The 24,019-nt window shown below is 52.3% G+C and carries 26 protein-coding genes; 14 read left to right on the top strand and 12 right to left on the bottom strand.

Going from position 1 to position 24,019, the window contains the following annotated elements; genetic code table 11:
• Positions 1–87 precede the first annotated feature (87 nt).
• Both dut and ACZ52Z_RS11460 read left to right on the top strand, forming a co-directional pair.
• Positions 88–546 carry a dUTP diphosphatase gene (gene dut / locus ACZ52Z_RS11465; protein ID WP_464266926.1) on the top strand — a complete coding sequence of 153 codons (459 nt, stop codon included), beginning with the start codon at positions 88–90 and terminating at the stop codon, positions 544–546.
• A 13-nt stretch (positions 547–559) separates the two neighbouring features.
• Positions 560–1,333: an MBL fold metallo-hydrolase gene (locus tag ACZ52Z_RS11460; protein WP_464266925.1), complete on the top strand. Its 774-nt coding sequence runs from the start codon at positions 560–562 to the stop codon at positions 1,331–1,333.
• Between the two features lie 148 nt (positions 1,334–1,481).
• On the opposite strand, the gene xerD is transcribed toward ACZ52Z_RS11460, so the two are convergent.
• Positions 1,482–2,402 (bottom strand): site-specific tyrosine recombinase XerD, encoded by a 921-nt coding sequence (gene xerD, locus ACZ52Z_RS11455; RefSeq protein WP_464266924.1) that lies wholly within the window; start codon positions 2,400–2,402, stop codon positions 1,482–1,484.
• Between the two features lie 33 nt (positions 2,403–2,435).
• On the bottom strand, positions 2,436–2,627 hold the full coding sequence (gene rpsU / locus ACZ52Z_RS11450) for a 30S ribosomal protein S21 (protein ID WP_369125042.1): 192 nt from the start codon (positions 2,625–2,627) through the stop codon (positions 2,436–2,438).
• A gap of 307 nt (positions 2,628–2,934) precedes the next feature.
• Between rpsU and ACZ52Z_RS11445 the strand changes: the two genes are divergently transcribed.
• Positions 2,935–3,888 carry a D-alanine--D-alanine ligase family protein gene (locus tag ACZ52Z_RS11445; protein WP_464266923.1) on the top strand — a complete coding sequence of 318 codons (954 nt, stop codon included), beginning with the start codon at positions 2,935–2,937 and terminating at the stop codon, positions 3,886–3,888.
• Positions 3,889–3,911: 23 nt separating this feature from the next.
• Here the strand turns inward: ACZ52Z_RS11445 and serS are convergent, their stop codons facing one another.
• Positions 3,912–5,186 carry a serine--tRNA ligase gene (gene serS, locus ACZ52Z_RS11440; RefSeq protein WP_464266922.1) on the bottom strand — a complete coding sequence of 425 codons (1,275 nt, stop codon included), beginning with the start codon at positions 5,184–5,186 and terminating at the stop codon, positions 3,912–3,914.
• A 186-nt stretch (positions 5,187–5,372) separates the two neighbouring features.
• On the opposite strand from serS, the gene tatC reads away from it, so the two are divergent.
• Complete coding sequence (gene tatC, locus ACZ52Z_RS11435) at positions 5,373–6,194, top strand: twin-arginine translocase subunit TatC (protein WP_464266921.1); 822 nt, start codon at positions 5,373–5,375, stop codon at positions 6,192–6,194.
• Between the two features lie 83 nt (positions 6,195–6,277).
• Positions 6,278–6,607 carry an FtsB family cell division protein gene (locus ACZ52Z_RS11430; protein ID WP_464266920.1) on the top strand — a complete coding sequence of 110 codons (330 nt, stop codon included), beginning with the start codon at positions 6,278–6,280 and terminating at the stop codon, positions 6,605–6,607.
• Between the two features lie 96 nt (positions 6,608–6,703).
• Here ACZ52Z_RS11430 and ACZ52Z_RS11425 read toward each other — a convergent pair whose 3' ends face one another.
• The gene (locus ACZ52Z_RS11425) at positions 6,704–6,916 is read right to left on the bottom strand and encodes an FmdB family zinc ribbon protein (protein WP_464266919.1); all 213 of its coding nucleotides are present in this window, start codon (positions 6,914–6,916) and stop codon (positions 6,704–6,706) included.
• A 138-nt stretch (positions 6,917–7,054) separates the two neighbouring features.
• Between ACZ52Z_RS11425 and ACZ52Z_RS11420 the strand changes: the two genes are divergently transcribed.
• Positions 7,055–7,903 (top strand): uracil-DNA glycosylase, encoded by an 849-nt coding sequence (locus ACZ52Z_RS11420; RefSeq protein ID WP_464266918.1) that lies wholly within the window; start codon positions 7,055–7,057, stop codon positions 7,901–7,903.
• A 120-nt stretch (positions 7,904–8,023) separates the two neighbouring features.
• Here the strand turns inward: ACZ52Z_RS11420 and ACZ52Z_RS11415 are convergent, their stop codons facing one another.
• From ACZ52Z_RS11415 to ACZ52Z_RS11395, 5 genes are read right to left on the bottom strand one after another with little or no spacing between them, the layout of a single operon-like run.
• Entirely contained in the window at positions 8,024–8,410 is a 387-nt protein-coding gene (locus tag ACZ52Z_RS11415) for a PqqD family protein (protein WP_464266917.1), read from the bottom strand.
• 23 nt (positions 8,411–8,433) lie between these two features.
• On the bottom strand, positions 8,434–9,345 hold the full coding sequence (locus ACZ52Z_RS11410) for a hypothetical protein (RefSeq protein ID WP_464266916.1): 912 nt from the start codon (positions 9,343–9,345) through the stop codon (positions 8,434–8,436).
• 56 nt (positions 9,346–9,401) lie between these two features.
• Positions 9,402–10,016 carry a hypothetical protein gene (locus ACZ52Z_RS11405; RefSeq protein WP_464266915.1) on the bottom strand — a complete coding sequence of 205 codons (615 nt, stop codon included), beginning with the start codon at positions 10,014–10,016 and terminating at the stop codon, positions 9,402–9,404.
• A 4-nt stretch (positions 10,017–10,020) separates the two neighbouring features.
• Positions 10,021–10,494 (bottom strand): Crp/Fnr family transcriptional regulator, encoded by a 474-nt coding sequence (locus ACZ52Z_RS11400; RefSeq protein ID WP_464266914.1) that lies wholly within the window; start codon positions 10,492–10,494, stop codon positions 10,021–10,023.
• Positions 10,495–10,522: 28 nt separating this feature from the next.
• Positions 10,523–13,099: an ABC transporter ATP-binding protein gene (locus ACZ52Z_RS11395; RefSeq protein ID WP_464266913.1), complete on the bottom strand. Its 2,577-nt coding sequence runs from the start codon at positions 13,097–13,099 to the stop codon at positions 10,523–10,525.
• Positions 13,100–13,136: 37 nt separating this feature from the next.
• On the opposite strand from ACZ52Z_RS11395, the gene ACZ52Z_RS11390 reads away from it, so the two are divergent.
• The 6 genes from ACZ52Z_RS11390 (at position 13,137) to ACZ52Z_RS11365 (ending at position 17,760) form a co-directional block, all read left to right on the top strand.
• Entirely contained in the window at positions 13,137–13,349 is a 213-nt protein-coding gene (locus ACZ52Z_RS11390) for a hypothetical protein (protein WP_464266912.1), read from the top strand.
• 17 nt (positions 13,350–13,366) lie between these two features.
• Positions 13,367–13,993: a uracil phosphoribosyltransferase gene (gene upp, locus ACZ52Z_RS11385; RefSeq protein ID WP_464266911.1), complete on the top strand. Its 627-nt coding sequence runs from the start codon at positions 13,367–13,369 to the stop codon at positions 13,991–13,993.
• Positions 13,994–14,071: 78 nt separating this feature from the next.
• Positions 14,072–15,325: a uracil-xanthine permease family protein gene (locus tag ACZ52Z_RS11380; RefSeq protein ID WP_464266910.1), complete on the top strand. Its 1,254-nt coding sequence runs from the start codon at positions 14,072–14,074 to the stop codon at positions 15,323–15,325.
• Between the two features lie 275 nt (positions 15,326–15,600).
• A complete protein-coding gene (locus ACZ52Z_RS11375) occupies positions 15,601–16,047 on the top strand; it encodes a DUF1178 family protein (RefSeq protein ID WP_464266909.1) in 447 nt (148 codons plus the stop codon).
• Positions 16,048–16,357: 310 nt separating this feature from the next.
• Positions 16,358–17,062 carry a class I SAM-dependent DNA methyltransferase gene (locus tag ACZ52Z_RS11370; protein WP_464266908.1) on the top strand — a complete coding sequence of 235 codons (705 nt, stop codon included), beginning with the start codon at positions 16,358–16,360 and terminating at the stop codon, positions 17,060–17,062.
• Positions 17,047–17,760: a TenA family protein gene (locus ACZ52Z_RS11365; protein WP_464266907.1), complete on the top strand. Its 714-nt coding sequence runs from the start codon at positions 17,047–17,049 to the stop codon at positions 17,758–17,760. Before ACZ52Z_RS11370 ends, ACZ52Z_RS11365 begins: the two co-directional genes overlap by 16 nt.
• Positions 17,761–17,775: 15 nt before the next feature.
• Here the strand turns inward: ACZ52Z_RS11365 and ACZ52Z_RS11360 are convergent, their stop codons facing one another.
• Positions 17,776–17,970 (bottom strand): hypothetical protein, encoded by a 195-nt coding sequence (locus tag ACZ52Z_RS11360; RefSeq protein WP_464266906.1) that lies wholly within the window; start codon positions 17,968–17,970, stop codon positions 17,776–17,778.
• 557 nt (positions 17,971–18,527) lie between these two features.
• Here ACZ52Z_RS11360 and ACZ52Z_RS11355 point away from each other — a divergent pair.
• A complete protein-coding gene (locus ACZ52Z_RS11355; RefSeq protein ID WP_464266905.1) occupies positions 18,528–20,027 on the top strand; it encodes a DNA integrity scanning protein DisA nucleotide-binding domain protein in 1,500 nt (499 codons plus the stop codon).
• Between the two features lie 136 nt (positions 20,028–20,163).
• Here ACZ52Z_RS11355 and ACZ52Z_RS11350 read toward each other — a convergent pair whose 3' ends face one another.
• Positions 20,164–21,114, bottom strand: coding sequence for a calcium/sodium antiporter (locus ACZ52Z_RS11350; RefSeq protein ID WP_464266904.1), 951 nt, complete (start codon positions 21,112–21,114; stop codon positions 20,164–20,166).
• A 6-nt stretch (positions 21,115–21,120) separates the two neighbouring features.
• Positions 21,121–21,846: a hypothetical protein gene (locus ACZ52Z_RS11345; protein WP_464266903.1), complete on the bottom strand. Its 726-nt coding sequence runs from the start codon at positions 21,844–21,846 to the stop codon at positions 21,121–21,123.
• A 240-nt stretch (positions 21,847–22,086) separates the two neighbouring features.
• Here ACZ52Z_RS11345 and dnaG point away from each other — a divergent pair, with 240 nt between their 5' ends.
• Positions 22,087–23,877, top strand: a complete 1,791-nt coding sequence (gene dnaG, locus ACZ52Z_RS11340; RefSeq protein WP_464266902.1) for a DNA primase — start codon at positions 22,087–22,089, stop codon at positions 23,875–23,877.
• Positions 23,878–24,019: the final 142 nt, after the last annotated feature.

Genomic DNA, 24,019 nt, shown 5'->3' with positions numbered 1-24,019 from the left:
CGATGAATTGATGAGCGTAGAGCCGGTTGTTCCTCTGGAGAGCAACCGGCTTTTTTTTTAACAGGTATCGAAAAAACAAGGCCTAGAATGGAAAAAAAAACTGTCTTCCTTGCATGGCTTGATCCTGATCGCGACAGGGATTTGCGTCCTCCCCGCTACGAGACCGAGTATTCGGCCGGAATGGATGTGCTCGCTGCTGTGAGCGATTCGGTTACCTTTGGTGCTGGAGAGCGGGTATTAATTCCAACAGGGTTTTCTGTTGCCATACCAGAGGGGTATGAAATACAGGTGCGTCCGCGGTCAGGACTTGCCGTAAAACACGGGATCACCATTGTCAATGCCCCGGGAACCATTGATGCTGATTATAGGGGGGAAGTGAAAATAGCCTTGATTAACCTTTCTGACCAACCCTATACGGTTCATCGTGGAGACCGAATTGCCCAGCTTGTTCTGGCCCCGGTCTGCCAGGCTGACTTTACCATTGTTGACCGTCTCGAAAGCACCCAGCGGGGCGAGGGCGGGTTCGGCCACACCGGCATACGTTGACCGTGGAGGGAGGATGAAGGTTTGTGTCCTGGGGAGCGGCAGCAGGGGGAATAGTACCTATGTTGAGTCGGGTACCACTCGCCTGCTGATTGATGCCGGTTTCTCCGGCAAGGAAATCGAGCGTCGCTTGGCAGCTATTGGCAGAGAGGCGTCATCATTGACTGCAATCTGGGTGACCCATGAGCATAATGACCATATTGCCGGAGTAGGGGTATTGTCCCGGCGGTACAGGCTGCCAGTATTTGTCAATCAGGCCTGCTATCAGGCAGGGCAGAGAAAAATGGGTAAACTGGCGGTACAACGGGAGTTTATCACCGGTGAGTCGATGACCATCAATGACCTGCATATTCATCCATTTTCCGTTGTCCATGATGCTGCTGATCCTGTGGGGTTTGTCATCAGCAATGGAAGACTCAAGGTTGGGTATTGTACGGATACCGGACAGATTACCCGGTTGATCATGCACCATCTCTGCTCCTGCAATACCCTCATTCTGGAGTCCAACCACGATCCTGAGCTGTTACACAATGGTCCTTATCCGCTCGCACTGCAGCAGCGAATCCGCTCCAAAACAGGCCATCTGGCCAATGGTGAGGCCTTGGATTTTGCCGCTGATCTGGCAGGAAGAGGCGCGCTCCGACAGCTCCTTTTAGCGCATTTGAGCGAGACGAATAACCATCCGGACCTGGTTTGGGGCGAGGCTAAGCGAAAACTCCAACAGCATCCGGGGGTACGCGTAGATCTCGTCTGCCAGGATAGCCCAGGGGAATTGCTGACAGTCTTCTGAGCCAGCAACGGTATTACCCTCGTTCTTCGACGGGTGTTTTCAGTAGAAGAGGATTGTGTGGAGAAGCAACCAGACCACCCCGCTCATTTTGACTACTGAGGAATGAAGGGACACTGTAGCGGTTAAGCAGAGAGTTCCGACGATATCATCAGCTGCGGGGGTGGTATCGTTGATGAGCGGCCTTCAATCTACTGCTGTCCACATGGGTGTAGATTTGGGTGGTGGCAATATCAGCATGCCCCAGCATCATCTGGACAGAACGAAGGTCTGCACCGCCCGCCAGCATGTGGGTGGCAAAGGAATGGCGCAGCATGTGGGGGCTTATTTCCCTGGAAATGCCTTTGGTGCGGGCACACTCCCTGATAATTTGCCAGAAGCGGTTTCTGGTCATAGCCTTGCCGCGATTGGAGAGAAAAAGCATGTTGCTTGAGCGATCTTTGATCAGGGTCGGGCGTGCTCGTTCAACGTATTCCCGCAAGGCAGCGGTTGTTTCGGCGTCAAAGGGGACGATCCTTTCCTTATCGCCTTTTCCCTGCACCCGCAAGTGACCGCTTGCAAGACTGCATCCGTTCATCGGCAGACCGACAAGTTCCGATACCCTGATGCCTGTTGCATAGAGGAGGTGGAGCATGGTCCAGTTGCGCAAAGGCAGGGGGGCAGAGGTCGCGGGACGGGAGAGTAATCGGTCTACTTCTTTTGGAGTCAACGCTTTTGGCAGGTTTTTCCCTAGTTTTGGCGGATCAATCTCGGCAACCGGGTCTGTCGCAACCAGCGCATGCTGCAGCAGGTAACGGAAAAATGCCCGCAATGCAGCAAGACGCCGTGCAGAGGAGCGTGTGCTGAGTTGCCGTTGGTGGCAAATGCGAAAATAGTGCTGAAGGTCCTCTCTGGTGACCGCGGCAAAATCATGTATGCCTTTGTCAGTAAGAAATGAACAGAACTGGTGCAGGTCCGCTTTGTAGGCGATAACAGTATTCTGCGCTAACCGGCGGTGGACGGTAAGGTGTTGGAGGAAGTGGGCGAGCGGTTCCCCCAGGGTGCTTGGGAAGGCTGCAGGAGGAGAGGACACAATAAAAAAACCCGGCGGTCTGCCGGGCTTTATTTAACCTCGATTTTTCATCCGGTTAAATTTACGAAGTTTTCGAAGGGCTTCAGCAGCTTTGCGGCGTTTTTTTACGCTTGGCTTTTCATAAAATTCGCGTCGCTTCAACTCCCGCTTGATACCATCAATCTGCAGTTTTTTCTTCAGTTGCCGAATTGCGTATTCAAGGTCGCCTTTAACTTCTACTTCGATCATGATGCATCACATCCTTGTTAGAGTGCTAGTGTGGAAAATAGTAAGCTGTTAGTAGAATTTTTAAGTATACCTTGGGGTATTGCAAATGTCAATCCTCTTTACAGGGCAGCGGGCTAAATGTTGGGCCTGGGGACGCGAACGCTGCTAAATGTGCAAACAGGCCGCGATCACCTTGTACGACATAGTCAAGGATGCGCAAGGTTGACCCGACGCTGCCGGGAAAAGAAGGGTCGTCTCTACTGTTTTTTGGGTGAACATGGTAAGGTGGGTAGCAGTGAAACATAATCTTATCAAGGAGGGAAGCATGGCAAAAATTCGATTGGCCCTTATTGCCGGTGGTAAATCGGATGAGAGGGAGGTCTCGCTCAAAGGTGCGGAGGGGGTGAAGGCAGCCCTTGATCGGGAGAAATATGCAGTGGTGCGTTATGATCCGGCTACTGATCTTGCCGCCATCGCCCGTGATGCCCAGCAGATAGATGTTGCCTTTATTCTCTTACATGGCCTTTTTGGTGAAGATGGGACAATCCAGGGATTTCTTGATCTTCTCGGGATTCCCTATCAGGGAGCGGGTGTACTTGGCAGTGCTTTGGCCATGAACAAAAACCTGGCTAAAGTGCTCTATCGACTTGATGGGCTGCCGGTAGCACCCTGGGTAATGGCGCATCCCGACGATTGTTCCGACCCGCAGGGAATATTAGCTCAGCTGCGTTTGCCGCTCGTGGTTAAGCCGGTGAAACAGGGGTCGTCCATAGGGATGGCGATTGTCAAGCATCAGCAGGAGCTGGGTGCCGCGCTTGAAAAGGCCTTTCAGCATGATGATGAAGTCATGGTGGAGGAATATATACAGGGCCGGGAAATTACAGTCGGTGTGCTGGGGAATAAAGAACTCTCGCCTTTACCCCTGGTAGAAATCATCCCGGATAGCCGATTTGATTTTTTTGATTATGAGGCCAAATATGTGGCTGGCGCCAGCGAAGAGATCTGCCCGGCGGACGTGAGCGACGAAGTGCGGAAAACTGCTCAGCAATATGCCCTGAAGGCTCACCGGTGCCTGCAGCTTAACGGGTATAGTCGCACCGATATGATCATCGGTGAAAACGACATCTTTGTGTTGGAAACAAATACTATCCCAGGCATGACACCGACAAGTCTATTGCCGCAGGCCGCCGCCGCCGCAGGCCTTGCCTTTCCTCAATTGCTGGACGAACTGCTCCGCCTTGCGCTGGAGGGAAAACGCGACAACGATGCAGAGCGTTGACCCTCAGACCTTTCCAGCGATAATCAGCTGAAGCGGTTGGTAAAATAGGGCTGCAGCACTTCTGGAATGGCGATGGAACCATCTTCCTGCTGGTAGTTTTCCATGATGGCGAGCAGTGTTCGTCCCACAGCCAGCCCGGAGCCGTTCAGCGTATGGACCAGGCGGCTTTTTTTCTGACCCTGGGGTCGGTAGCGAATGCCGGCTCGACGCGCTTGGAAGTCAAGAAAGTTAGAGCAGGAGGAGATCTCGCGGTAGGTTTGCTGCCCGGGGAGCCATACTTCAATATCAAAGGTCTGTGTGGCAGAGAAGCCCAGATCGCCTGTGCAGAGATTGACAACACGGTATGGCAGTTTAAGGAGCTGCAGGACTGTCTCCGCTTCAGTGAGAAGACGTTGCAATTCCGCTCGCGACTGCTCCGGGGTCGTGAATTTGACCAGCTCGACTTTTTCAAACTGATGCTGCCGGATGAGCCCCCGTGTGTCTTTTCCATACGAGCCGGCTTCAGAACGAAAACAGGGCGTGTAGGCAGTATAATAGAGAGGAAGCTGTTCCTCGCTCAGGGTTTCGCCGGCGTGGATATTGGTCACCGGTACTTCGGCGGTTGGTATGAGCCACAGGTCCCAGTCATCGATCTTGAACAGGTCTTCCTTGAATTTAGGTAATTGCCCGGTGCCGGTCATGGTTGTGGAGTTTACCATAAACGGTGGGAGCACTTCCGTGTAGCCGTGTTTTTGCGTGTGGAGATCGAGGAAGAAATTGACCAACGCGCGGGACAGTCGAGAGCCAAAACCTTTAAGCAGGCAAAAGCGAGCCCCTGCAAGCTTGGCCGAGGTTTCGAAATCAAGGATATCCAACTGCTCTCCCAGTTCCCAGTGAGGCTTTGGTGCAAACGTAAAACTCGGTGGCGTACCCCACCGTTTCACCTCCACATTGTCGCTGTCATCCTTACCCTGGGGTACACTGTCATCGCAGAGGTTGGGGATGGAAAGGACAATGTCGTTAAGGGAAGCCTCAATCGCACCGAGGTCGTCATCTAGGGCTTTGATTCGATCTCCCACCTCCCTCATTTCCACAATGAGGGGTTCTGCTTTTTCATGTTCGCCGGATTGTTTCAGCGGACCTATCTCCTTGGACACCGTGTTGCGTCGGTTTTTCAGATGTTCGACTTCTCCAAGGAGCGCGAGGCGCTGATTGTCGAGCGTTGCGAATCGATCGAGCAGGGTCGGGTCAACGCCTCTGAGGAGACTTTTTTCGCGAACAAGTTCCAGGTTTTCTCTGATAAAGCGTAATTCTAGCATAGGCGAGGGTATAGGGTAGATGGAATCAGTGTGCGTTCAAAGCAACCTCGTTTTTTATCACGGCTGCGAGGGAAACGCAACGGCAATTCATCTGCCTGCTGGTACCTCCCTGCCACCCTGTCAGCGACAGCGGACAAGGAGCAGCCGTAGCCGGGAATAGTGGACATGATGGTGGGGTATCTGCAAATGCACCACAATCGATTGCCTTATCGGTTGCGGTTTGCTACCTTTCAGGGTACCTCGCGGGGAGGGACGGCTAACCTTCATAGGGAGTGCAACAAAGCGGTTGTGAACATCAGCAATAACTTTATCATTTTTCTCAGTGAATTACGTAAATCAATCAAACTGCTGGGCCTTTGTCTGGCCGCGGGGACGGGAGTGCTTTTTCTGGTTTCCGCCCACCTGCTGTTCCTTTTTCAACAGCATCTGGATGAACAGTTGTATTTCTTTTCCGTTGCCGGGCCATTTCTTGCGCATGTAAAGGTCGCCTTTTTCGGTGCCTTGTACCTGCTGATGCCGTTGCTGACCTATGTGCTGTGGAAGGCCATGGGAAAACCCTTTGGTGTAACCGGAAAAAAACTTTTCTGGTTCGTGGCCGCCACCTGCCTGCTTTTTTACGGAGGGACAGTTTTTTGTTATCTGGTCACCCTGCCTTTCGGGGTACAGTTTCTGCTTGGTTTTCAATCGGAAAATATGCAGGCTGTCATCTCCATTGGTCGATTTGTAAACTTTGTCACCCTCTTTATCCTTGCTTTTGGTATGATATTCGAGCTGCCGGTATTCATGATATTCAGTTCACAGGTGGGGATTATTGCCCGGAGAACATTTGAGAAAAACCGAAGATTCGCGGTGCTGGGAATTGCCATTCTCTCCGCACTGTTGACTCCGACCCCCGATGTCGTCAATATGGCGCTTATGGGAGGTCCTCTCTATCTTCTCTATGAGACGGGTATCCTCCTGATTCGGTTACTGGGCATTGACCGCGCTGAACAGCTCGTCCAAAAATAAGGATACTTGCTGTGCAGGCGGTAAAGATTCGGGTATCGTCTCCAGCGGTAACCATAGTTATTTTTTCGAAGAGATAATGGAGTATGGCTGAGCGCCGTGACCGTCAACAGCAGGTACATCGCAATCGCAAACTTTTGTGGCGACTTGGTCTACTGTTCGCACTTCTTGGTTTTTTTGTCCTGCTGTTGCTTCCAGGGAGAGGCATTTTCCATCACCGTAGCCTCAAAAAAGAACTGGAAAAGGTAGCTCGGGAAAATGCACAGTTGCGCCAGGCCAACATCAGCCTCAATGAAGAAATAGAACGGTTGAAAAAGGATGACAACTATATTGAGGAGCTTGCACGAGAAAAGCACGGGATGCTGAAAAAGAACGAAGAGGTATATGATTTCAGCCGGTCACGAAGGAAAAAATAAGGGTATGCCCAGGAGGCACTACGGTGTGCAGCCTTTGTGATGGTGGTTGCACACCGGCAAAGCAATTGAACCGCACGGGTTCAATGTGGACTAGGCTCAGGAAAAACCCGAAGGGGAGGAACAGCCTGATGAGGAGCCTCTGGAGGGGCGAACAGGTGAGCCGATGCGAATAGATGATGCTGATAGATTTTTTACTACATCCGAGCTCTGGCATTGGGGGCAGATAACGGGTTCGGACTGGTTCGATGTGGTGGTCAGAACTTCGAAGTGATGGTTGCAGTCACGACATTCATACTCAAAAATTGGCATAATCGGTACCTCAGACAAAGGGATAAGCAGGTTACGGAAAAACATCCGGACACAGCCTGCATCGAATGGTGGTGGCTAGGCTCAACGCGGTCCGCCTGCAGTCATATTTGAACACAACAGTAAACACGGGAAAGTATTTTGTCAGCCAAAAAGAGAGGAGACCGACAGGCATCAACCACGGCGAAGCTGCGGGTGTCCCCACAGCAGTTAGCTGGCGTGGCGGCCGAGATGCGTCGGTTGCTGCAATTTCATCGGCAGATCGGCATCGGCAGCTACCCGATAATCGAGGGGCTGAGGCCGAGTACACCTCCACCAACCTCCTCTCCGCAACCATCGACCGCCAAAACGCCACGCCGGAGAGCGTCCAACCGATCAGAAACACCACCAGTCTCCCCGGATAAGACAGTGGACGGCAAGGCCATAGAAGAACTCTCCCGCCATGTCGCAGCCTGTAGGCAATGCACTTTGTCCACTAACACTTTGGCTGTGCCCTCCTCAGCCGCCACCGGAAAAGTGCGGCTTATGTTTGTCGGCGATTATTGCTGCGACCTTTCACCAGGGGAAAAACCTTTCCTGTTTGGAGAGGCGGAAGACAGGATGCTGGTGAACATGGTAAGTGCGCTGGGGTTATCCATGACCGATGTCTATGTCACAAACTGTTTGAAATGTCAGGGACCCAAGGCCGTCTCCGGGGGGCAGGAAGAACTTGTTCGCTGCCTGCCGTTTCTGTTTCGTGAGATTGCCGCCATCAGGCCATCGGTCATTTGCGCCATGGGGGATTGCAGTGCACAGGCGGTGCTCAACAGCACCAAACCCGTGGTCAGGCTGCGGGGGACGTTTCATCGCTATCGTTACTATGACCAGTATCCCATCGAGGTGATGGTCACCTTCCACCCTCGTTTTCTCCTTGCTCACCAAGAATTGAAGCGGGCCACCTGGACCGATCTTCAGCTCATCCAGAAACGCTTTTTGCTGCCGGGCGGATGAAGCCCTGTGGCGTGATGGTCAGTGAGCACTTTGTCGGCTTCCACGCTCTGCTCATTTGCTCGGCGAAAAGTGCATTGAAAAAACTATAAAAACCCATCAGGGGATCAGGAAAAATTGGGGCTAGCTGGGAGGGCGCATGGCTACCAGACCGCGTTTACCGAGTTCTCTGAGAAAACCGCTTACCGATATCTCCGCTTCACGACTATCCAGTTGATGCTGGTGTTGAAAGACCGCCGCAATTTCCCGAACACTGCGCTCTCCATCTATCAGACCCCATACCGAACTTCCCAGATGATCAAGCTGCAGCTGTCGCTCAATTGTTGAACTCGCTGCAGCAGAAAAAACCTTGGCCAAACGGCGAAAAAAAGGCTTTACCTCAACTGTGTAGGTCAGCAGGATTCCCTCTTCGGTTTCACTGGAGCGTGCATCGGGATGTATCAACGGGATACAATCAAGAGCCTGTTGCCTGTTTGGTGAGGATGAGCTGGATTGATGGTGTGCGGACATTGCGTATACGGGGGGAATCGGTGTCAGGTGTTTCCGGTGGCGGTGGAAAATGGCTGGTACTGGGCAGTGATGGCTGCCGTCTGCTCGGGCGGCAACGGCTTTTTCCCTTCTATGAGGACCCCGAGGATCATGTTTTCCTGTTGATGGTGGGTGAGGTAGAGGTCGATACATGCCGCTTTTTTCTGTAATGTGCTCAGCAGTCGTTGCCATCCCTTTGCCCGGTAAGACAACCGCACGGTGCTGGCAGCTGATGCTGCAACCGGCAGAGCTTGATCAACAATTCGTCGGCCGAACTCGGTCAGGCTGGTGCCGTTGAGCAGCGCGGCCGCCGGCTTGAATCGAAGAAGCACCAGCCGTCTGCCGGCCAGGGTAAAAGTTATGGTGAATTTTCCCGGATAAAATTCATGATGCTGCAACGCCGCCTCGGCCGGGAGCGATGCCTGAATATCGAAAACAGCCCATGGTATGGCGGTATCGGATGCGGCCCAGTGCATGCTTTGCAGCACATGAAGGTAATCGGCCAGTTCGTGTTCGTCGTAGCGCTCAAAACGGAGCAGCAGTGCTCTGTGCATTGCCTCAAAATAGAGCAGCAGCCCCTTAATCTGCGGGTTGTTCTGCCATTGAAAACCATGGTGGCGGCAGGGGGCAAGAGCCCTGACAAGGGGAGGGGGCAGTTTCCATTCGGTCAGTGACGACTCCGGTTGGCTGCGATGCAGCCGTCGGAGAACCCGTTGCGCTGAGAACGAGCCTTTTATCTGTTGCCATTTTATGGCCATTTTCGGTTGGTCCTGGCATTCAAAGAGGAGGTAATCTTTGAGCACAACAGCCGGGTACCAGGCGCAAGGTACTTCTATCCTAAGCCCATTCCAGGCGACAGCTCTGAAGGGATCCGGGGCTGGTTGTGGCGGCACCCGCAGATCTTGTTTCTGCGCCATTGCTTCAGCCGCGGACGCTCTGGGCGCCTTCGGCGTCATCGGCCTGGTTGAGGGCATTATTTGGGAATGTAGAATTCTACGATGTTTTCCTCGGGGATGGCTGGCATTGGTTCACGATTATTGCACATTTGGTTGAAGCAGAGGCGCTCAGCATTAATGCGATCCGGCATGGACAGCTTGACCATGTTGCCCAGTGTTTCATTGGGGTTTTTTTTGTTGTACTGGAGAGTCAGCGAGATCCGCTCTCCATCTTCATCCTGAAAAAACCACTTCCAGGATTTTAAGATGCCAAAGGCGTCACCGGTGTATCGATCCGGTTCGCCCAGCCGCTGTTTGTACAGCTGCAGTAATTTTCGATAAAATGCTTCACTGTTGTCGGCAAACTTTAATTTGATCTTTACAATCTCTCCGGGACGCTCGCATACTCCATATTCTATGGTCCCTTTTCTAAACACCCCGACATTTTCAATAATCACTTGCTTGAGGTAGTTCTGGTAGCTGATGAATTCATAGTCATTGATGGATGTTCCCAGGCGAAATCCACCGATTTCCTTGGGGGCGGAAACAGCTTCAGCCGGGGCTGGTGCGAGGAAAAAGACAAAGCCAACAAGAACGAAGAAAAAGGTGCTGCGTTTCATGCCGATTATTCCATTAAAGAGGTGGTTGCTCATTAAATTAGTTTTCCCAGAGTTCAGGGTCAGTACGCATAAGGAGCTGTCGGGTCTGGTCATTAGTGCGGGCTATGCGCAGGGCAATGATTCTTTCCACAGCGTGCGGGTATTTTTCAGGGTAGCGCTCCATCACTTTTCGGAAGGCCTCTCTGGTCATGGTCAGCAAGGTGACATCAGACTCCGCGCGTGCGGAAAAAGGCCAGTCAAACTGCGCGAGCAACGCCAGTTCTCCAAAATAGTTGAGGCCGTCATCGGTGAGGTATTGGAGCGTGTAGAGCCTGCCGTCATGTTCTTCATCAATGGACACTTGTCCTTTAATGATGAGGTACATCTTTTGGCACGGCTTGCCCTGTGAGACGATGGTTTCCCCCTTTGCATATTCTTCCTTTTTACTAAGATAGGCATAGAGTTTGAGGATATCAAGCGGTGTTTCCCGAAACAGGGGGAGCCGCTGCAGGAAGGTGAGTGCTTCTTGCATCTGGCACTGACCGTCGTTGCAGTTTTCGTTAGTTTGCCTGGATGAGTTCATAGAATGCACCATGTTTTGCCATGAGTTCGTCGTAGGTTCCCTGCTCGATAAGCGATCCGTCTTTGAGTACGAATATTCTATCGTATCCCGGGGTGAGGTCCAAGCGGTGAATAACGGCAATGACCGTTTGTTTGCCTCGGTAGCGCCGCTCGACCAGTTGTTGAATTCTTGCCTGGGAGGTGTTGTCCAGGCTTGCGGTAGCCTCGTCCATGATGAGGATGCTGGAGTGCTTGAGAAAGGCTCTGGCTATGGCCAGTTTTTGTTTTTGACCTCCGGAGAGGCGGTCCCCCTGGCTGCCGACTTCAAAGTCAAGTCCGAGGTCAAGGATTTCATCGAGCAGACCTTCACGTTCAAACGTGTTCATGGCCAGTGCAATGAGATCGGGATAGTTGCGAAGTTGTTGTTTGGTCGCCCCAAAGAGGATGTTGTCGCGCAGGGTATGACTGTAGAGGTATTCTGAGGGGCAGTAGGGGATGAAGTCGCGTTCGTGCTCGTATACAGGGAGGGAGAGGATCATGCCATCCCTTTGCAGAACCTCCGTGGAACGGCTGCAGGCTTCCATGTCGAGGTGAATAATGTTCTGCAGGAAGTCGTGCCGGGCAGCGAGGATACTCCTCTTTAGGCTTTCACCCATGGTCGTGATCTTATGTTTTGCCGGGATAAAACGTAGGGCCAGAAGCAGTAATCGATCCTGTTTTTTCTTTTGCTGTGGCATTTTTCCTTTGGTTGATGAGAGCAGTTCTGCAAACTCTTCGAGTTCGTGGGGTTTCATCGGACTGCCCTGAAAGAAAAACTCGTCATCTCCCAGATCGCGCAGGATTTCTACCGTAGACCTGGCAATGGTCAGACCAAGCTCAAGCAGAGGTTGCTCAACAGCGTTGTCGGCGAGCAGTTGACGAAAAGGGTCATTATAGGGCAGGTTGTTGAGAGCATATCTTTCAGATAAGCTTTCTCCAAAAATGAGGTTACTGCCAAGGCTGGCATATTCCAAAAAAACGTCGATGTCGTAAGGCTCGACGACAGTGGAAAAAGGCTCTCGTAATTCCGAGTTAACGATCTGGCGCATGCGCAAGAGGGCATTTTTGATGGGCAGCACCCGTTCCTTGGGAATAACCGCATTAAACCCAAAGCGGAGTACATCCTCGGTCAACCCGACATCACGGATGACCTGCAGTACTTCCTCGCGCTTTGGCAACTGTTCCTCATTTTCAGCGCAAGCTTGGGCAGCATAGAGCAAGTTTTCTCGGATGGTCCCGGTGAAGATGAATGGTCGCTGGGCAATCATCGTGATATTCTGGCTGATATCCGCTTTGCTCATGGTGGTGATGTCCATATCATCGAGCAGGATCAGCCCATGGTTGACATTGTAGAGTTGGGCAATCAACAGGGCCAGCGTCGATTTGCCTGAGCCGGAGAATCCCACCAGGGCTACCTGCTCGTTGGGGCGGATGGTCAGGTTGATGTTGTCGAGAAGCCGCAGGCCGCTCTCCACGGAAAAACCTGCACCTTTGAGCTCGATTTTTCCACTCAGCGTATGCACGGGACGTGAAGGTTGGGTGAGCGGATGTTCAATGTTGTGATCAAAAATGGTCATGATTTGGTTATACCGTACGGTGGCGTCCTGGTATGCCTGGTAATATTCGAGCATTTCCTTCCAGGGGTCGTATACTTTTTCGTAGGCGGAAAGAAACGCCACCAGTGCACCTAGGGTGAATTCACCATGGATGGCCAGGTAGCCGCCAACCAGAAAGAGGATGAAGGGGCCAATGGATTGAAAAAGGTTATTGGCAAATTTAATTCCATATTTGATGATGAACAGTCGCTTGAGATACCCGTAAAGGATATGCACATAGGTGGACATCCTTTTTTCTTCGAGGGGGTAGCTGCCGTTGGCATGGATCTCATGGAGGCCGGTGATAGCTTCATTGACCGCATTGGACATGGATCTGGTTGTGGCGATGCGCTGTTTGTTGATTGTATTGTATCGTTTCTGCAGCCACGGGATTATCACCAGTTCAAACGGATAGACGGTGACCGAGAGAACTGCCAGCAACGGGCTGAGATGAAACATGAAACCAAGAAAGACAAGAAAGCTGAGGATACTGGTCAGGGGGATGGCGATCGCGCCGCCCAGAAAAAAACCAACGGCATTGAGTTCGGCAGTCATGGCCGAGATAACCGTTCCAGGCTGCATTTTGCGATAGAACTGCAGCGGCAACTGCAGGATGTGGTGGTAGAGTTCGGTGCGCAACTCGACCAGAATTTTTTGGCCGATAATGGTCTGCAGGACATTGATGGCGTATTTGGTCAGTCCTGCCAGGAGAATAGCCCCCATGTAAAGGCCGCAGTACAGAAACAGCAACTCAACATCTTTGAGGGAAACGGCCTCGTTGATGATGCGCCGCTGCATTTCCAGGGGGAACACCCGAAAAAAAAGGCTTATTGCAATGATAAGCAGGAGGAGTACCTGCAGTCCCCTGTATCGGCGGAGTATCCAGTAAAAAAGCGGTCGTTGGGTAATCCTGGGCTGTTTGTTTTCTGGCGCTGAAGGCATGGTTGTCTCTGGGCCACAGGCTTGAGGAAAGAGGCGGATGCTCTATTTTGTTTCGATCATCACAACAAATGGCGGTTATTGCAAGACGAATTTTTATGCAGACCTTGGTGATATAGGGCTGCACACTGTCGGTTTTGCTCCCTGCAAACCTGAAGAGGGGGTTGAGAGAGCACCGGCGGATATCCACTTTTTACGTTGGCTTGATCGCCTGTTCCGTGCTACAAACAGAATCATTTTTTCCAACAATTAATGCATAAGGAGCGCTCTATGGCTGTTCATGAAATTCTCCATCCTCTCGTACGTCATAAGCTCGGCCACCTTCGTGAAAAGGACATATCAACCAAGGATTTTAGGGAACTGGCCTCAGAGGTTGGTATGCTGCTTACTTATGAGGCTACCAAGCACCTCCCAGCAGAGAAGGTGACCATTGAATGTTGGTCCGGACCGGTGGAGGTGGAGCGAATCAAAGGAAAAAAGATAACCATTGTTCCCATTCTTCGCGCAGGACTGGGGATGATGGATGGAGTTATGAAGGCTGTTCCCAATGCCAAGGTTTCGGTTGTCGGGTTGTATCGAGATGAAGAAACGCTGCAGCCAGTAACCTATTTTGAGAAGCTGGTGCAGGATATCGGGCAACGAAAGGCAATGATCATCGATCCCATGCTTGCGACCGGCGGTACCCTGATCGCTACTATCGACATGCTGAAGCAGGCAGGGTGTAAAGACATTATTGGTATATTTCTTGTTGCAGCGCCGGAAGGGATTGCCAAGCTCGAGGCCGCTCATCCGGATGTGGATGTATATGTGGCGGGTATTGACGAACGACTTGATGAAAACGGTTATATTCTCCCTGGGTTGGGTGATGCCGGAGACAAGATTTTTGGTACCAAATAAATACTGGACTACCTTTTCGGTACAGCAAAGAAAGACGGGCCGGCTCATGAGACCGGGCCGGAGAAAGAAGGGGAACCTATGACCACTGAAAAAGAAACTATCGGATTGGGGAAACAGCTTATTGTCGGAACGCAGATGCTGTTTGTGGCGTTCGGGGCATTGGTGCTTGTCCCGATCCTCACCGGGCTCAATCCGAATGTCGCATTGTTTACTGCCGGAGCAGGCACCCTGCTTTTCCAAGTTATAACCAAGCGGCAGGTGCCGATTTTTCTGGCATCATCTTTTGCCTTTATCGCTCCGATCATCTATGGCGTCCAGACCTGGGGCATTGCCGGGACAATGAGCGGGCTGCTCGCTGCCGGTTTAGTCTATATACTACTGGCTTTCTTGATCAAGCTTCGCGGCAGGGCGATAGTCAAAAAAGTGCTGCCGCCGGTAGTTGTGGGACCGGTGATCATGGTCATCGGGCTGAATCTTGCTCCGGTGGCTGTTTTTATGGCGCTCGGTAAGACCGGTGACGGCTCGGCTGTTCTTTTTCCTCAAGGCTCTGCCCTCACCGTTGCCATGGTTTCGCTGCTGGTTACCGTGGCCGCAGTGTTGGGGGGGAGGGGGATGATACGTCTGATTTCCATCTTATTGGGGATCGCTGCAGGTTACCTGGTGTCGATTATCTTTGGCATGGTGAACTTCAAACCCGTTCTCGAAGCCCCTTTTCTGGCGGTTCCTGCCTTTGTGTTGCCAGAGCTCAATTGGCAGGCAATATTTTTTATTGTACCGGTGGCCATTGCTCCCGCCATTGAACACATTGGCGATATGCTGGCCATCAGCAGCGTGACTGGGAAAAATTACCTGGAAAAACCTGGGCTGCACAGGACCCTGATGGGGGATGGGGTTGCAACTTCGCTTGCCGCAATGCTTGGTGGGCCGCCAAATACCACCTACTCAGAGGTAACCGGCGCCGTGACCCTTACCCGTGCGTTTAACCCGGCAATCATGACCTGGGCGGCATGCGCTGCCATCCTGCTCTCCTTTTCCGGTACCCTGGGCGCGGTCTTGGCGACGATTCCAACCCCGGTAATGGGCGGAATTATGACCCTGCTGTTTGGGACAATTGCCGCAATCGGTATGAATACCCTGGTCCGTGAGGGAACAGACCTCTCCTTACCTCGAAATTTGGTTATCGTGAGCTTGATCCTGGTGTTTGGAATCGGCGATATGGCTCTCGGCTTTAAGGGGTTTATGGTTCAGGGCATAGGCTTGTCGGCGCTGGTCGGAGTCTTCCTGCATCTCATTCTGCCGGGAAAGGAGGACTCCATCCGCAAGTCAGCCTGATTACTTGCGCTTTTCAACCCGTTATCGGACTTTTTTCGCGTAGCCTGGGGTGCCGGTGTGGGTGCAGCCTATTGTCGTTTCCGCTGCGTGCACGGCGTCACCCCTTTGGTTAGTTGGCAGCCGGTTTTTTTTCGTGACCTGCTGCCCTCTGGAGGGGTAAGGTTTGTGGTGGTTGTCCCAGTGGAGGGGAAGAACGGGTTTGCTGTTGTTTACCCTCCCCAGTAGTAGCGTGCTGATGCGATCCATAGATGACTTGCTCCTCTGAGTGGCAGGGTATGATTATTTTCGATTTACAGTGCGGTTGCGGTTGTCAGTTCGAGGGCTGGTTTGAAAGCCGGGGAGATTTTGACCGGCAACAGGAAGAGGGCTTGCTTACCTGTCCGTCCTGCGGCAGTAACAGGGTGAGCAAAATTCTCTCGCCTGTCTCTTCCATCCAGACCGCCCGGTCGCGAGAACAACCCGGAAAGACGTCTGAAGACCAGGGTGTGGAACATGAAGTCCTACGATATCTCCATGCAGTGCAGGAGATTGTCGAGCAGCAGTTTGAGGATGTTGGCTCCAAACTGGCTGAAGAATCATTAAAGATGCATTACGGCGTAACCGAGCAGCGCAACATCAGAGGCGTTGCCACCAAAGCGCAGGAGCAAATGCTTAAAGAAGAAGGCATTGAATTGCTCAAAATTCCACTGGTTAAAAAAGGACCGGACCCTTCACTGCAATAAAGAAAGAGCTGGATAAAACGTTTGGTGAGGCACTTGATCAGGGATGTTCTCACCCTTTTTGTCTTTTTCTGCAGCTGATGATTCCCATGTACCCTTGCCTGCGCTCCTGAGTGGGCGACGTCCGTGGTTTTTTCGCCCCATTCCCACCATGTAGAATACCTTTTCCATCCCTCCGCGAGAGGGGTGTACCAACAAGATTGACTGTATGCGCACTGGCTGCCCGTACAAAAGCAAGGAAGGCGGAGTGTGCAAAAAAACGCAGCGTATGCTCTGCCGATTAGATCAACCACGAGAAGCAAGAGAACAGGAAATGGATCAGAAAAAACAATTTGATGAGTATGCCCAACAGTATGACGCCTGGTTTTACGATAACCTCAACCTCCTCCGTTCGGAGGTTCACCTGGTTGCTCATTTCCTGGAGGATGCCGGTGATATTCTTTCGGTCGGTTGCGGAAGCGGGCTCTTTGAGTCGATACTGCATCAAGAGTATGCTATATCCGTCAAATACGGTATCGAGCCTTCTGAGGGGATGGCAGAAATTGCCCGAAAGCGCGGATTGTCGGTGGAGATAGCGACCGCAGAGGATGCGGATTTCGGGGTGAAAAAATTTGACACTGTGCTCTTTAATGGAACACCTAGCTATATCAGTGACTTACAGGGTGTGCTGCACAAAGCCTATGCGGCATTACGCCCGGGAGGAAAAGCCGTTGTTATTGATGTCCCCAAGGAGAGCTCCTATGCGGTCATGTACAATCTGGCCAAAGCGCTTGGGACCTGGGACCATCCGTTGCTCGATGGCGTGCACCCGCTTAACCCTTATCCCATTGAATTTGTTCAGGTGGCCAACTGGCGTACAACCAAAGAGAAGCTTGTTATGCTTGAGCAGGCGGGATTCGGCAATTTCGAGTACGCTCAGACCCTCACCAGGCACCCGCTCTTTTCCAATGCCGTTGAGGAGCAGCCGGTCGAGGGGTATGACCGGGGCGATTATGTGGCTATATGCGCCCACGTATAGGCGTGGATGAATCGATGGTTGACGCTGTCGTCAGCAGAGAAGAGGGGGCTATTGGGTCGGCAGGACCGTTCACCAAGACGCTTTTGCATGCCGTGCAGCCAGTGATGAGGGAGTTGCTGACTCACCCCTTTACCGTGCAACTGGCTGAGGGGTCGCTGCCGTCCCGTTGTTTTGCGCACTATCTCTCACAGGATATCCTCTACCTTCATGACGACACCGCGGCACTGGAGTTGTTGGCTACGCGGGCGCCGTCAGCGGCGGAAAGGATTTTTTTCAATGCCCTGGCCGTGGATGGGGTGGAGATCGAGCGGACACTGCATGCCGAATTTCTCCACCATTTCCAGGTCCATCCTGCTGTCCGGAAATCGTATGTTGTTGATCAGTATACCACCTTTCTGCTGCACCATGCCCGAAACGAACCGTATGCCGTGGCCGCCGCTGCGCTGCTTTCCTGTTTTTGGGTATACGGCCTGGTCGGCAACCATATTGTTGCTACAGCCGCGCACGGTAATCGATACCAGAAATGGATCGACACCTACCATGGAGCGGAGTACACGGCCTATACTCAACGTTTCATAGAAATCATAGAAGAGCTTGGCGGGAGGCAGCCGAAAAGCGAGCAGGAAAAGATGACCAGTGCATTTTTTCAAGCGACCAGCTATGAACTGCAATTTTTTGCGGAGTCGATGCAGACCTAGCCAGCCACCCTCAGCTCAATTTTTCGTGCTGCCGGTCAGGAAGAGTTCAAACAGTTTTTCAAAAACCGATGGGATTGCCGATGCTTGGGCATTGGCCGAACCTGCATAGGCCTTTGTCAGTTCAAATGCCCGCTCAAAGGCATTTTCATATGCAGAATCTTGGTGCGCGTTGAGTATCGCTGTTAATTCTTTGGCAATGTGTTCTTCCATACGAAACTCTCAAGCTCGAGGGGGATCGTTAATGCAGTACTTGCTGCGGTCGTTTTCTCAGCATTCGGTTGTTACAATAGAAAAGTGAGCAGGGTTGTCCAGTGTTTTTTGTCCATCAGGGGAAGCGGGCTGCTTAAGGGTGCCGGAAAGGAGGCGCGTTTCGCCATTGTTTCTGGATACTGTTTTCTTCTGGAAGCGATTGTCAGTGTCGACTTTGCGGCTCGGTTCATCCAATGGCTTTTGATCAGGAGTGGGGGTGGGCAGCAGAGATATTGGAAGGGATTATCGGCTTGACGCCGGAAACAGCGATTTGTTACCCTTGCCGTTGCAGTGGTGAGATGTTGCTGACCAGTCGCCAACTGGCGCATGAGGTAGCCAAGAGGAAAAGGAAATCTTAGATCTCGACAGCCTCGGCAGCGCAGCAGATGTACCAGTCTGGCATGCCCCCTGGGCGACTGGTGAGCCTGAGTTTACTTACTGCCCACCAGTTTTTTTTATAATTACACAATACAACTCGAATCGGGCTTTACGCCGTCACGAATTCAGAGTGAAGAAATATGGCCGAGCATAGAGTGGTTTTCCAAGATAGTGTGGAGCAAGAGGGGCCATTGACCATGGCAGAGGATGTTCAATACTCTTTTTTGAGGCGTTGTGTCAGCGATATCCTCAATGGATTAAGCGACGGTCTCTCCCATTTCTCCGGCACCAGCAGAGCTGCGGTTATTCTCGCTCTCGGGCCGGACCAGCCGCTCATGCTCTGTGACCCGCAAAACCTGCTCAAAGGCCATGAACCTGTTTTTAGGGCGCTTTTTGTGCATGACCAACGGTGGCGCACCAAGGTCTCCGTTTCCCGTGACCGGCGACGGTTTGCAGATATCACCGCAGTCAAGGATTTGGGGCTGGCCGGTTTGCTGACCTATGGCGGCTATTCCGGTTCCGTGTTTTTTCAACGGTGGTTCACTGAGCATCATCCTGACCTGTGTTCAACCGGTCCGACCGAACGTTGGCTTGAACATGCCGTATGGCGCTTTTCCCATGATATGGCTAATGATAAGGATTTGTACACCGGTATTTCCGGTTACTTTTTACGGGAGTACGCCACCCATGCCGTTCGGGATCATGTTGTTGATGAAATGAATATGCTTTTGGGGTGGGATTCCCACCTGCGTGTCTACCCGGTGCTTGACGCCATTCTCAGAATATCGGAAACACGTGAGGAAGGCCTGTGGCCGGAGGGCCAGCTGTTGTTTGTTGACCCCAGCATGGTGGGGTCGTTGCATTATCTGGTGAAGTTTCAGGAGAGAGACCGTCCACAACTGGCCAACATTAAACATGTGCGCAAGCTGTTGCTCTCTGTCGAGAATTCCAATCGCCGATTGGTAAGTGACGGACGATCGATTCTTGGGATTTGCGATGTCGCGCTTCCGCCCTTTTCCATCCGTGCCCATTTCAAGGGCCGGCACGGTTTTCTCAAGGTGAATAAAAACAAGGTCTGCAGTTTTGCCGATGGCCGTTTCGGGTCAACTACTTTTCAGGCAAAGCTGGTGCAGTTGGAGGAGCTGTTGCTTGAGTCGGCGCTGGATAAATCAGACTGTTATTTCCTCTTTAAAATTGCCGTCAGCCTTGTCCATCATGCACAGTTGCGCAAGCATGGCTGCACCATTGTTCTCGACCTCAACCCCGAATTGGCAACTATTTCCGGGCAGAGAATATCGCCTTCCCTGGATTTGCGCAAGCCCCATACCCTTAACCTGGCCAAATCGCTGGCCAAAGTTGATGGCGCCCTGCATATCGGCGCTGACCAGCACCTGCACGGTTTTGCCTGCCTTCTTGATGGGCGCGCTTTTGCCGGTGAGGACCTGGCTAGGGGGGCCCGCTATAATTCCGCATTGCGCTTTACCGCCGAGCATCCCAACATTATCGTGGTGGTCGTTTCTTCCGATCGTCCGGTGTCCGTTATTCACCAGGGTGTCGACGAACAGGGGACCTGCAGTGTCAATCTGCAGGCAAACTGTATCTTTCCTTTGGTGCCATTGGAGAACTGGGCTGACGGATAATCGACGACAGCTTCCCGTGGTGTTGCCAACCGTTGTTCAGCTGCAGAGAAAAGGTGAAGGGCGATGAGGCCGCCTTCCGCAGGCGGGAAAGGGAGGCGAAATGGAGGGGGCGTTGGTCCTGGCTGTTTGGGATGGGCTAGAGGAGATAGGTGCAGTAGGTCCCATAGGCGAACAGCAGCAGCAGGCCGTGCCACCTTTTCGTCTCTCCATTAGGGCGTAATATGGGAATGAGGACCACGGTAAAGGCGAACATGATCGGCAGGTCGCGAAACAGCAGTTGCTGTTCCAGAGAAAATGGTTTGATCGCACCGGTTAGGCCCAATACCATGAGCAGGTTAAACATGTTGGAGCCGATGACGTTGCCGATGAGCAGGCCTGTCTCCCGTTGGCGCAGGGCGGCTATGCTGGCCGCCAGCTCAGGCAGTGAGGTGCCGATCGCCGCCAGGGTCAAACCGATGACCAGTTCGCTGATGCCGAAAAAACGTGCCACATCGACTGCTCCGTCGATAAACAGCGAAGAACCCAAGGCAAGCAACCCCAATCCGACAAGAATGCAGCAGCCGATGAATGCCGGCTCCAACCGTGAGCGACTGATGACAGGTTCGTTGTTTTCGGCGCTTTTTTTCCCATTGCCGGTGTAGGTTAGATAGGTGTACCCGATAAGGGTGAAGAGGAAAAACAGACCGACGATGCGTGGGAAAGTACCGTATCCGCTGCACAACATGAGGAAAACGCTTGCTCCTGTAACAATCAACAGTTCAGTCCACACCTCTTTCAGTTCCAGTTTGAGTGGAGCCAGGAGTGCGCAACAGCCAAGGATAAGGCCAACGTTGGCGATGTTGCTGCCGATGACATTGCCTATCATTATATCCGGGTAGCCCTGAAAGGCGGCTGTCAGGGAGATGAAAAGTTCGGGAACAGAGGTGCCAAAGGCAACCACTGTCAGGCCGATAAGATGTGGGGTCAGGCGGAGCCGTTGGGCAAGCCGGGTAGACCCGTTGATAAGGGATTCTCCACCGGCAACGAGCATGAGCAGGCCGAAAAGCACCGAACCCAGTGCTGCAAAAAGTGGTGAAAATTGATCCATAGTGTGTTAGCGACAGAAAGATTGAACATCCGGGTGTCCCTGGCGCTCAAAGCTCTGATGAAGAAGTCGGGTAAGTGGTGATTTGATGGTCTGCAGCGGTTTTAAGGGTTTCATGACTGGGAGAATCTTGTCTGCTGTCTGCGGCGGTTGCAATCGCATTTTATCGGCGAGCTGAGCATCGCCGCCGCCATGCATGTCGCTACCGGCACCGAGGGCATCTGAAACGGCATCGGTTTCCAGGTTCCTGAAAAACCCCAGAATTGCGCTTAAATCGTTATTTCGGTAAAAAAGTTTGATCTCTTCGGAAATTGTTTCCTGTTCGACAAACAGCTTCTGTAAAGTATGGTCATAGCTGGCCAGGTACTGGTTGAGTTCCCTGTATATATCAAGAAACAAGCGGGTGAAACGTTGTCGTTTTGTCCAGCCCCGGCAGTGGTATCCGGAAAAAACCCTTTTTTTCACTGTGGGTGAGTCCAGCAGGTAGGGGTCGAAAAAGGTGGTGTCTTTCAATCCGGTGAGCTCGAAAAAATCATTGATCAGTTCAGGGTATTTGAGCAGAATATACAGCCTGATGAGGTCTATGCCGATTGTTTGTTCCAGGTGGCGCAGAGAGACCAGGAGCTGCTCGTTGTACGCTTTGATATCTTCCTCGATGGCTTTGCGAAACCCGAAATACCTGTCTGCGACTTCTTTTTTGATTTCCAGAGAAAGTATCTGGTCGAGTTCATTCATGGGCACGATTCCTGGAACAAAAGGGGGGATGGACCATCTTTCCGGCAGTGATGGCGGCAATTCAGACCGAATGCCATTGGCAGCCTCGCTTCAAGGCAGCCCGCCTCATCGTAACCCAAGGAGCCCAATGAGCCGAGCGTGTTGTGTGCGCATTTTACCAATGTCCTCATGTCTTGCCGGCAATGTACCTTGCCGGGTCTCCTTTTTCCATTGAAATGAAAGATTACCATCTCCATCGTCATGATCAGTAATACTCTCCGAGATAATGTCAAGCAGACTGTACGGGAAACCGCTGATATCGTAGAGGTCATAGGTGAGTGCATTACCTTGAAAAAGGCGGGCACTCGATTTGTGGGCCTGTGCCCTTTTCATTCCGAAAAAACCCCTTCTTTTTCGGTCAATCCCCAAGGGCAGTTTTTTTACTGTTTCGGATGCGGTGAATCCGGCGATGTCTTCTCGTTTGTGATGAAATATTATCGCATGGAGTTTCCCGAGGCATTGAAGACCTTGGCCGATAAGTACCACATTGCCCTGCCGGAAAAGGACATGAGTGAGGGGGAGAAGCGTCGGTTAAGGGAGAAGGATACCCTGTACCGTGCCAATGAGTCGGCTACGGTCCTCTATCATCGGTGGCTTACTCAGGAGAGCTGGGCCGCTGAAGCCAGAGCGTATCTGCAGCAACGGGGGGTTCCGGAAGCATTTGTCAGTCGGTACCGATTGGGATTCGTGCCGGGGCCTGAAGATGTTGGCTGGAGTTATCAGACCGAGACCCTGCGCAGGCAATCGCTGTCTGCGCAGGCATTGGTTGCTGCCGGCATATCGGTGGAGAAAGATCGGGGCGGGTGCTATGATCGGTTTCGTTCCCGCATAATGTTCCCGATTCTCGATATGACCGGGAGGGTGGTTGCTTTTGGTGGGCGGATAGTGGGCGAGGGAAAACCGAAATATATGAACTCTCCTGAGAGCCCGATTTTTGAAAAAAGCCGTCTTCTGTTCGGGTTGTATCAACATAGAGAGGCCATCCGGCAGGCACGGACTGCGATCGTGGTGGAAGGGAATTTTGACCTGCTGCTCCTTGCTGTTCATGGTATCGACAATGTGGTCGCTCCTCTAGGAACATCACTTACCCGAGCCCACGTCAAATCATTGCGGGGCTATTGCAGGGACGTGGTCCTGTTGTTTGATGCCGATACCGCCGGTCAGCGAGCGGCCATGCGAAGTATTCCCCTGTTTCTGGCTGAGCAGGTTGACTGTCGGATAGCTGTGTTGCCAAACGGGCAGGATCCTGACAGCCTGGTGCGTGAAGAGGGCGTAAAAGCGGTAACTCAGTTGGTTGATGGGGCCCGGCCGCTGGCTGAGTTTTATTTTGATGTCCTGGTTCAGGAACATGGCTTGACCCTCAGCGGGAAGGACAGGATCATGCGTGAATTGCGATCGCTGCTCAAAGAGGCGACAGATAATGCGCAGCGGTCACTGATGGTTGCCCATTTCAGTGAAAAACTCGGCGTTGAACCGGGCCTGCTGCATGCAGAACGGCCCGGTCGAGGGCAGGCGCGGGGATTTGTTCCGCCCACTCAGGAGGGCTTTGTTCTTCTGCCGCGCAGGGAACGGCAATTGGTCGAGTTCGTGATCCTGTATCCGGAATACCTTGAGCAACTGCTTGCCGCAGGCATGGACAAGGTCCTGCGAGAAGGACTGTCGCGGCGCATAGTTGCACTGTTGATGGAATTGCAGGAGCAGGCGCGCAGCACGCCAGAGCAACTGTTGACAGTGCTCGAAACAGAGCATGAACGTCGATATGTGGCACATCTGCTCATGCAGGGAAGCGGTGCTGACCAGGAAAAAAATGCCGAGGTGGCTGCAGAAATGCTGGGTGAGCTGTTGTCATGGCTGGAAGGGAGGAGCGATCAGGAGGAAAGCCTTCGCCTGCAACAACAAATCAAGGAGGCCGAGCAGAAGGGAGATACCGGGTTACTGATGCAGCTCTTACAGAAAAAAATGGAAACAGAGAAAAAAAGGACCGGGTATTGATATAACATGTTGAAAAAATGCATAAAGATGGTAGCTTACAAAAATGTACTTTTACTGGTGTTGGTTCATCGGGTATGAGTTTTCCTGGGAAGTCAAGTGAAATCGGGCGGTTAAGCTAGTTTCTTTCAGTTGGTCATATCTG

The organism is Desulfogranum aggregans (genome assembly GCF_055398265.1).
The sequence above is the reverse complement of the archived record's forward strand: the minus strand, read 5'-3'. Positions and strand labels throughout refer to the sequence as shown.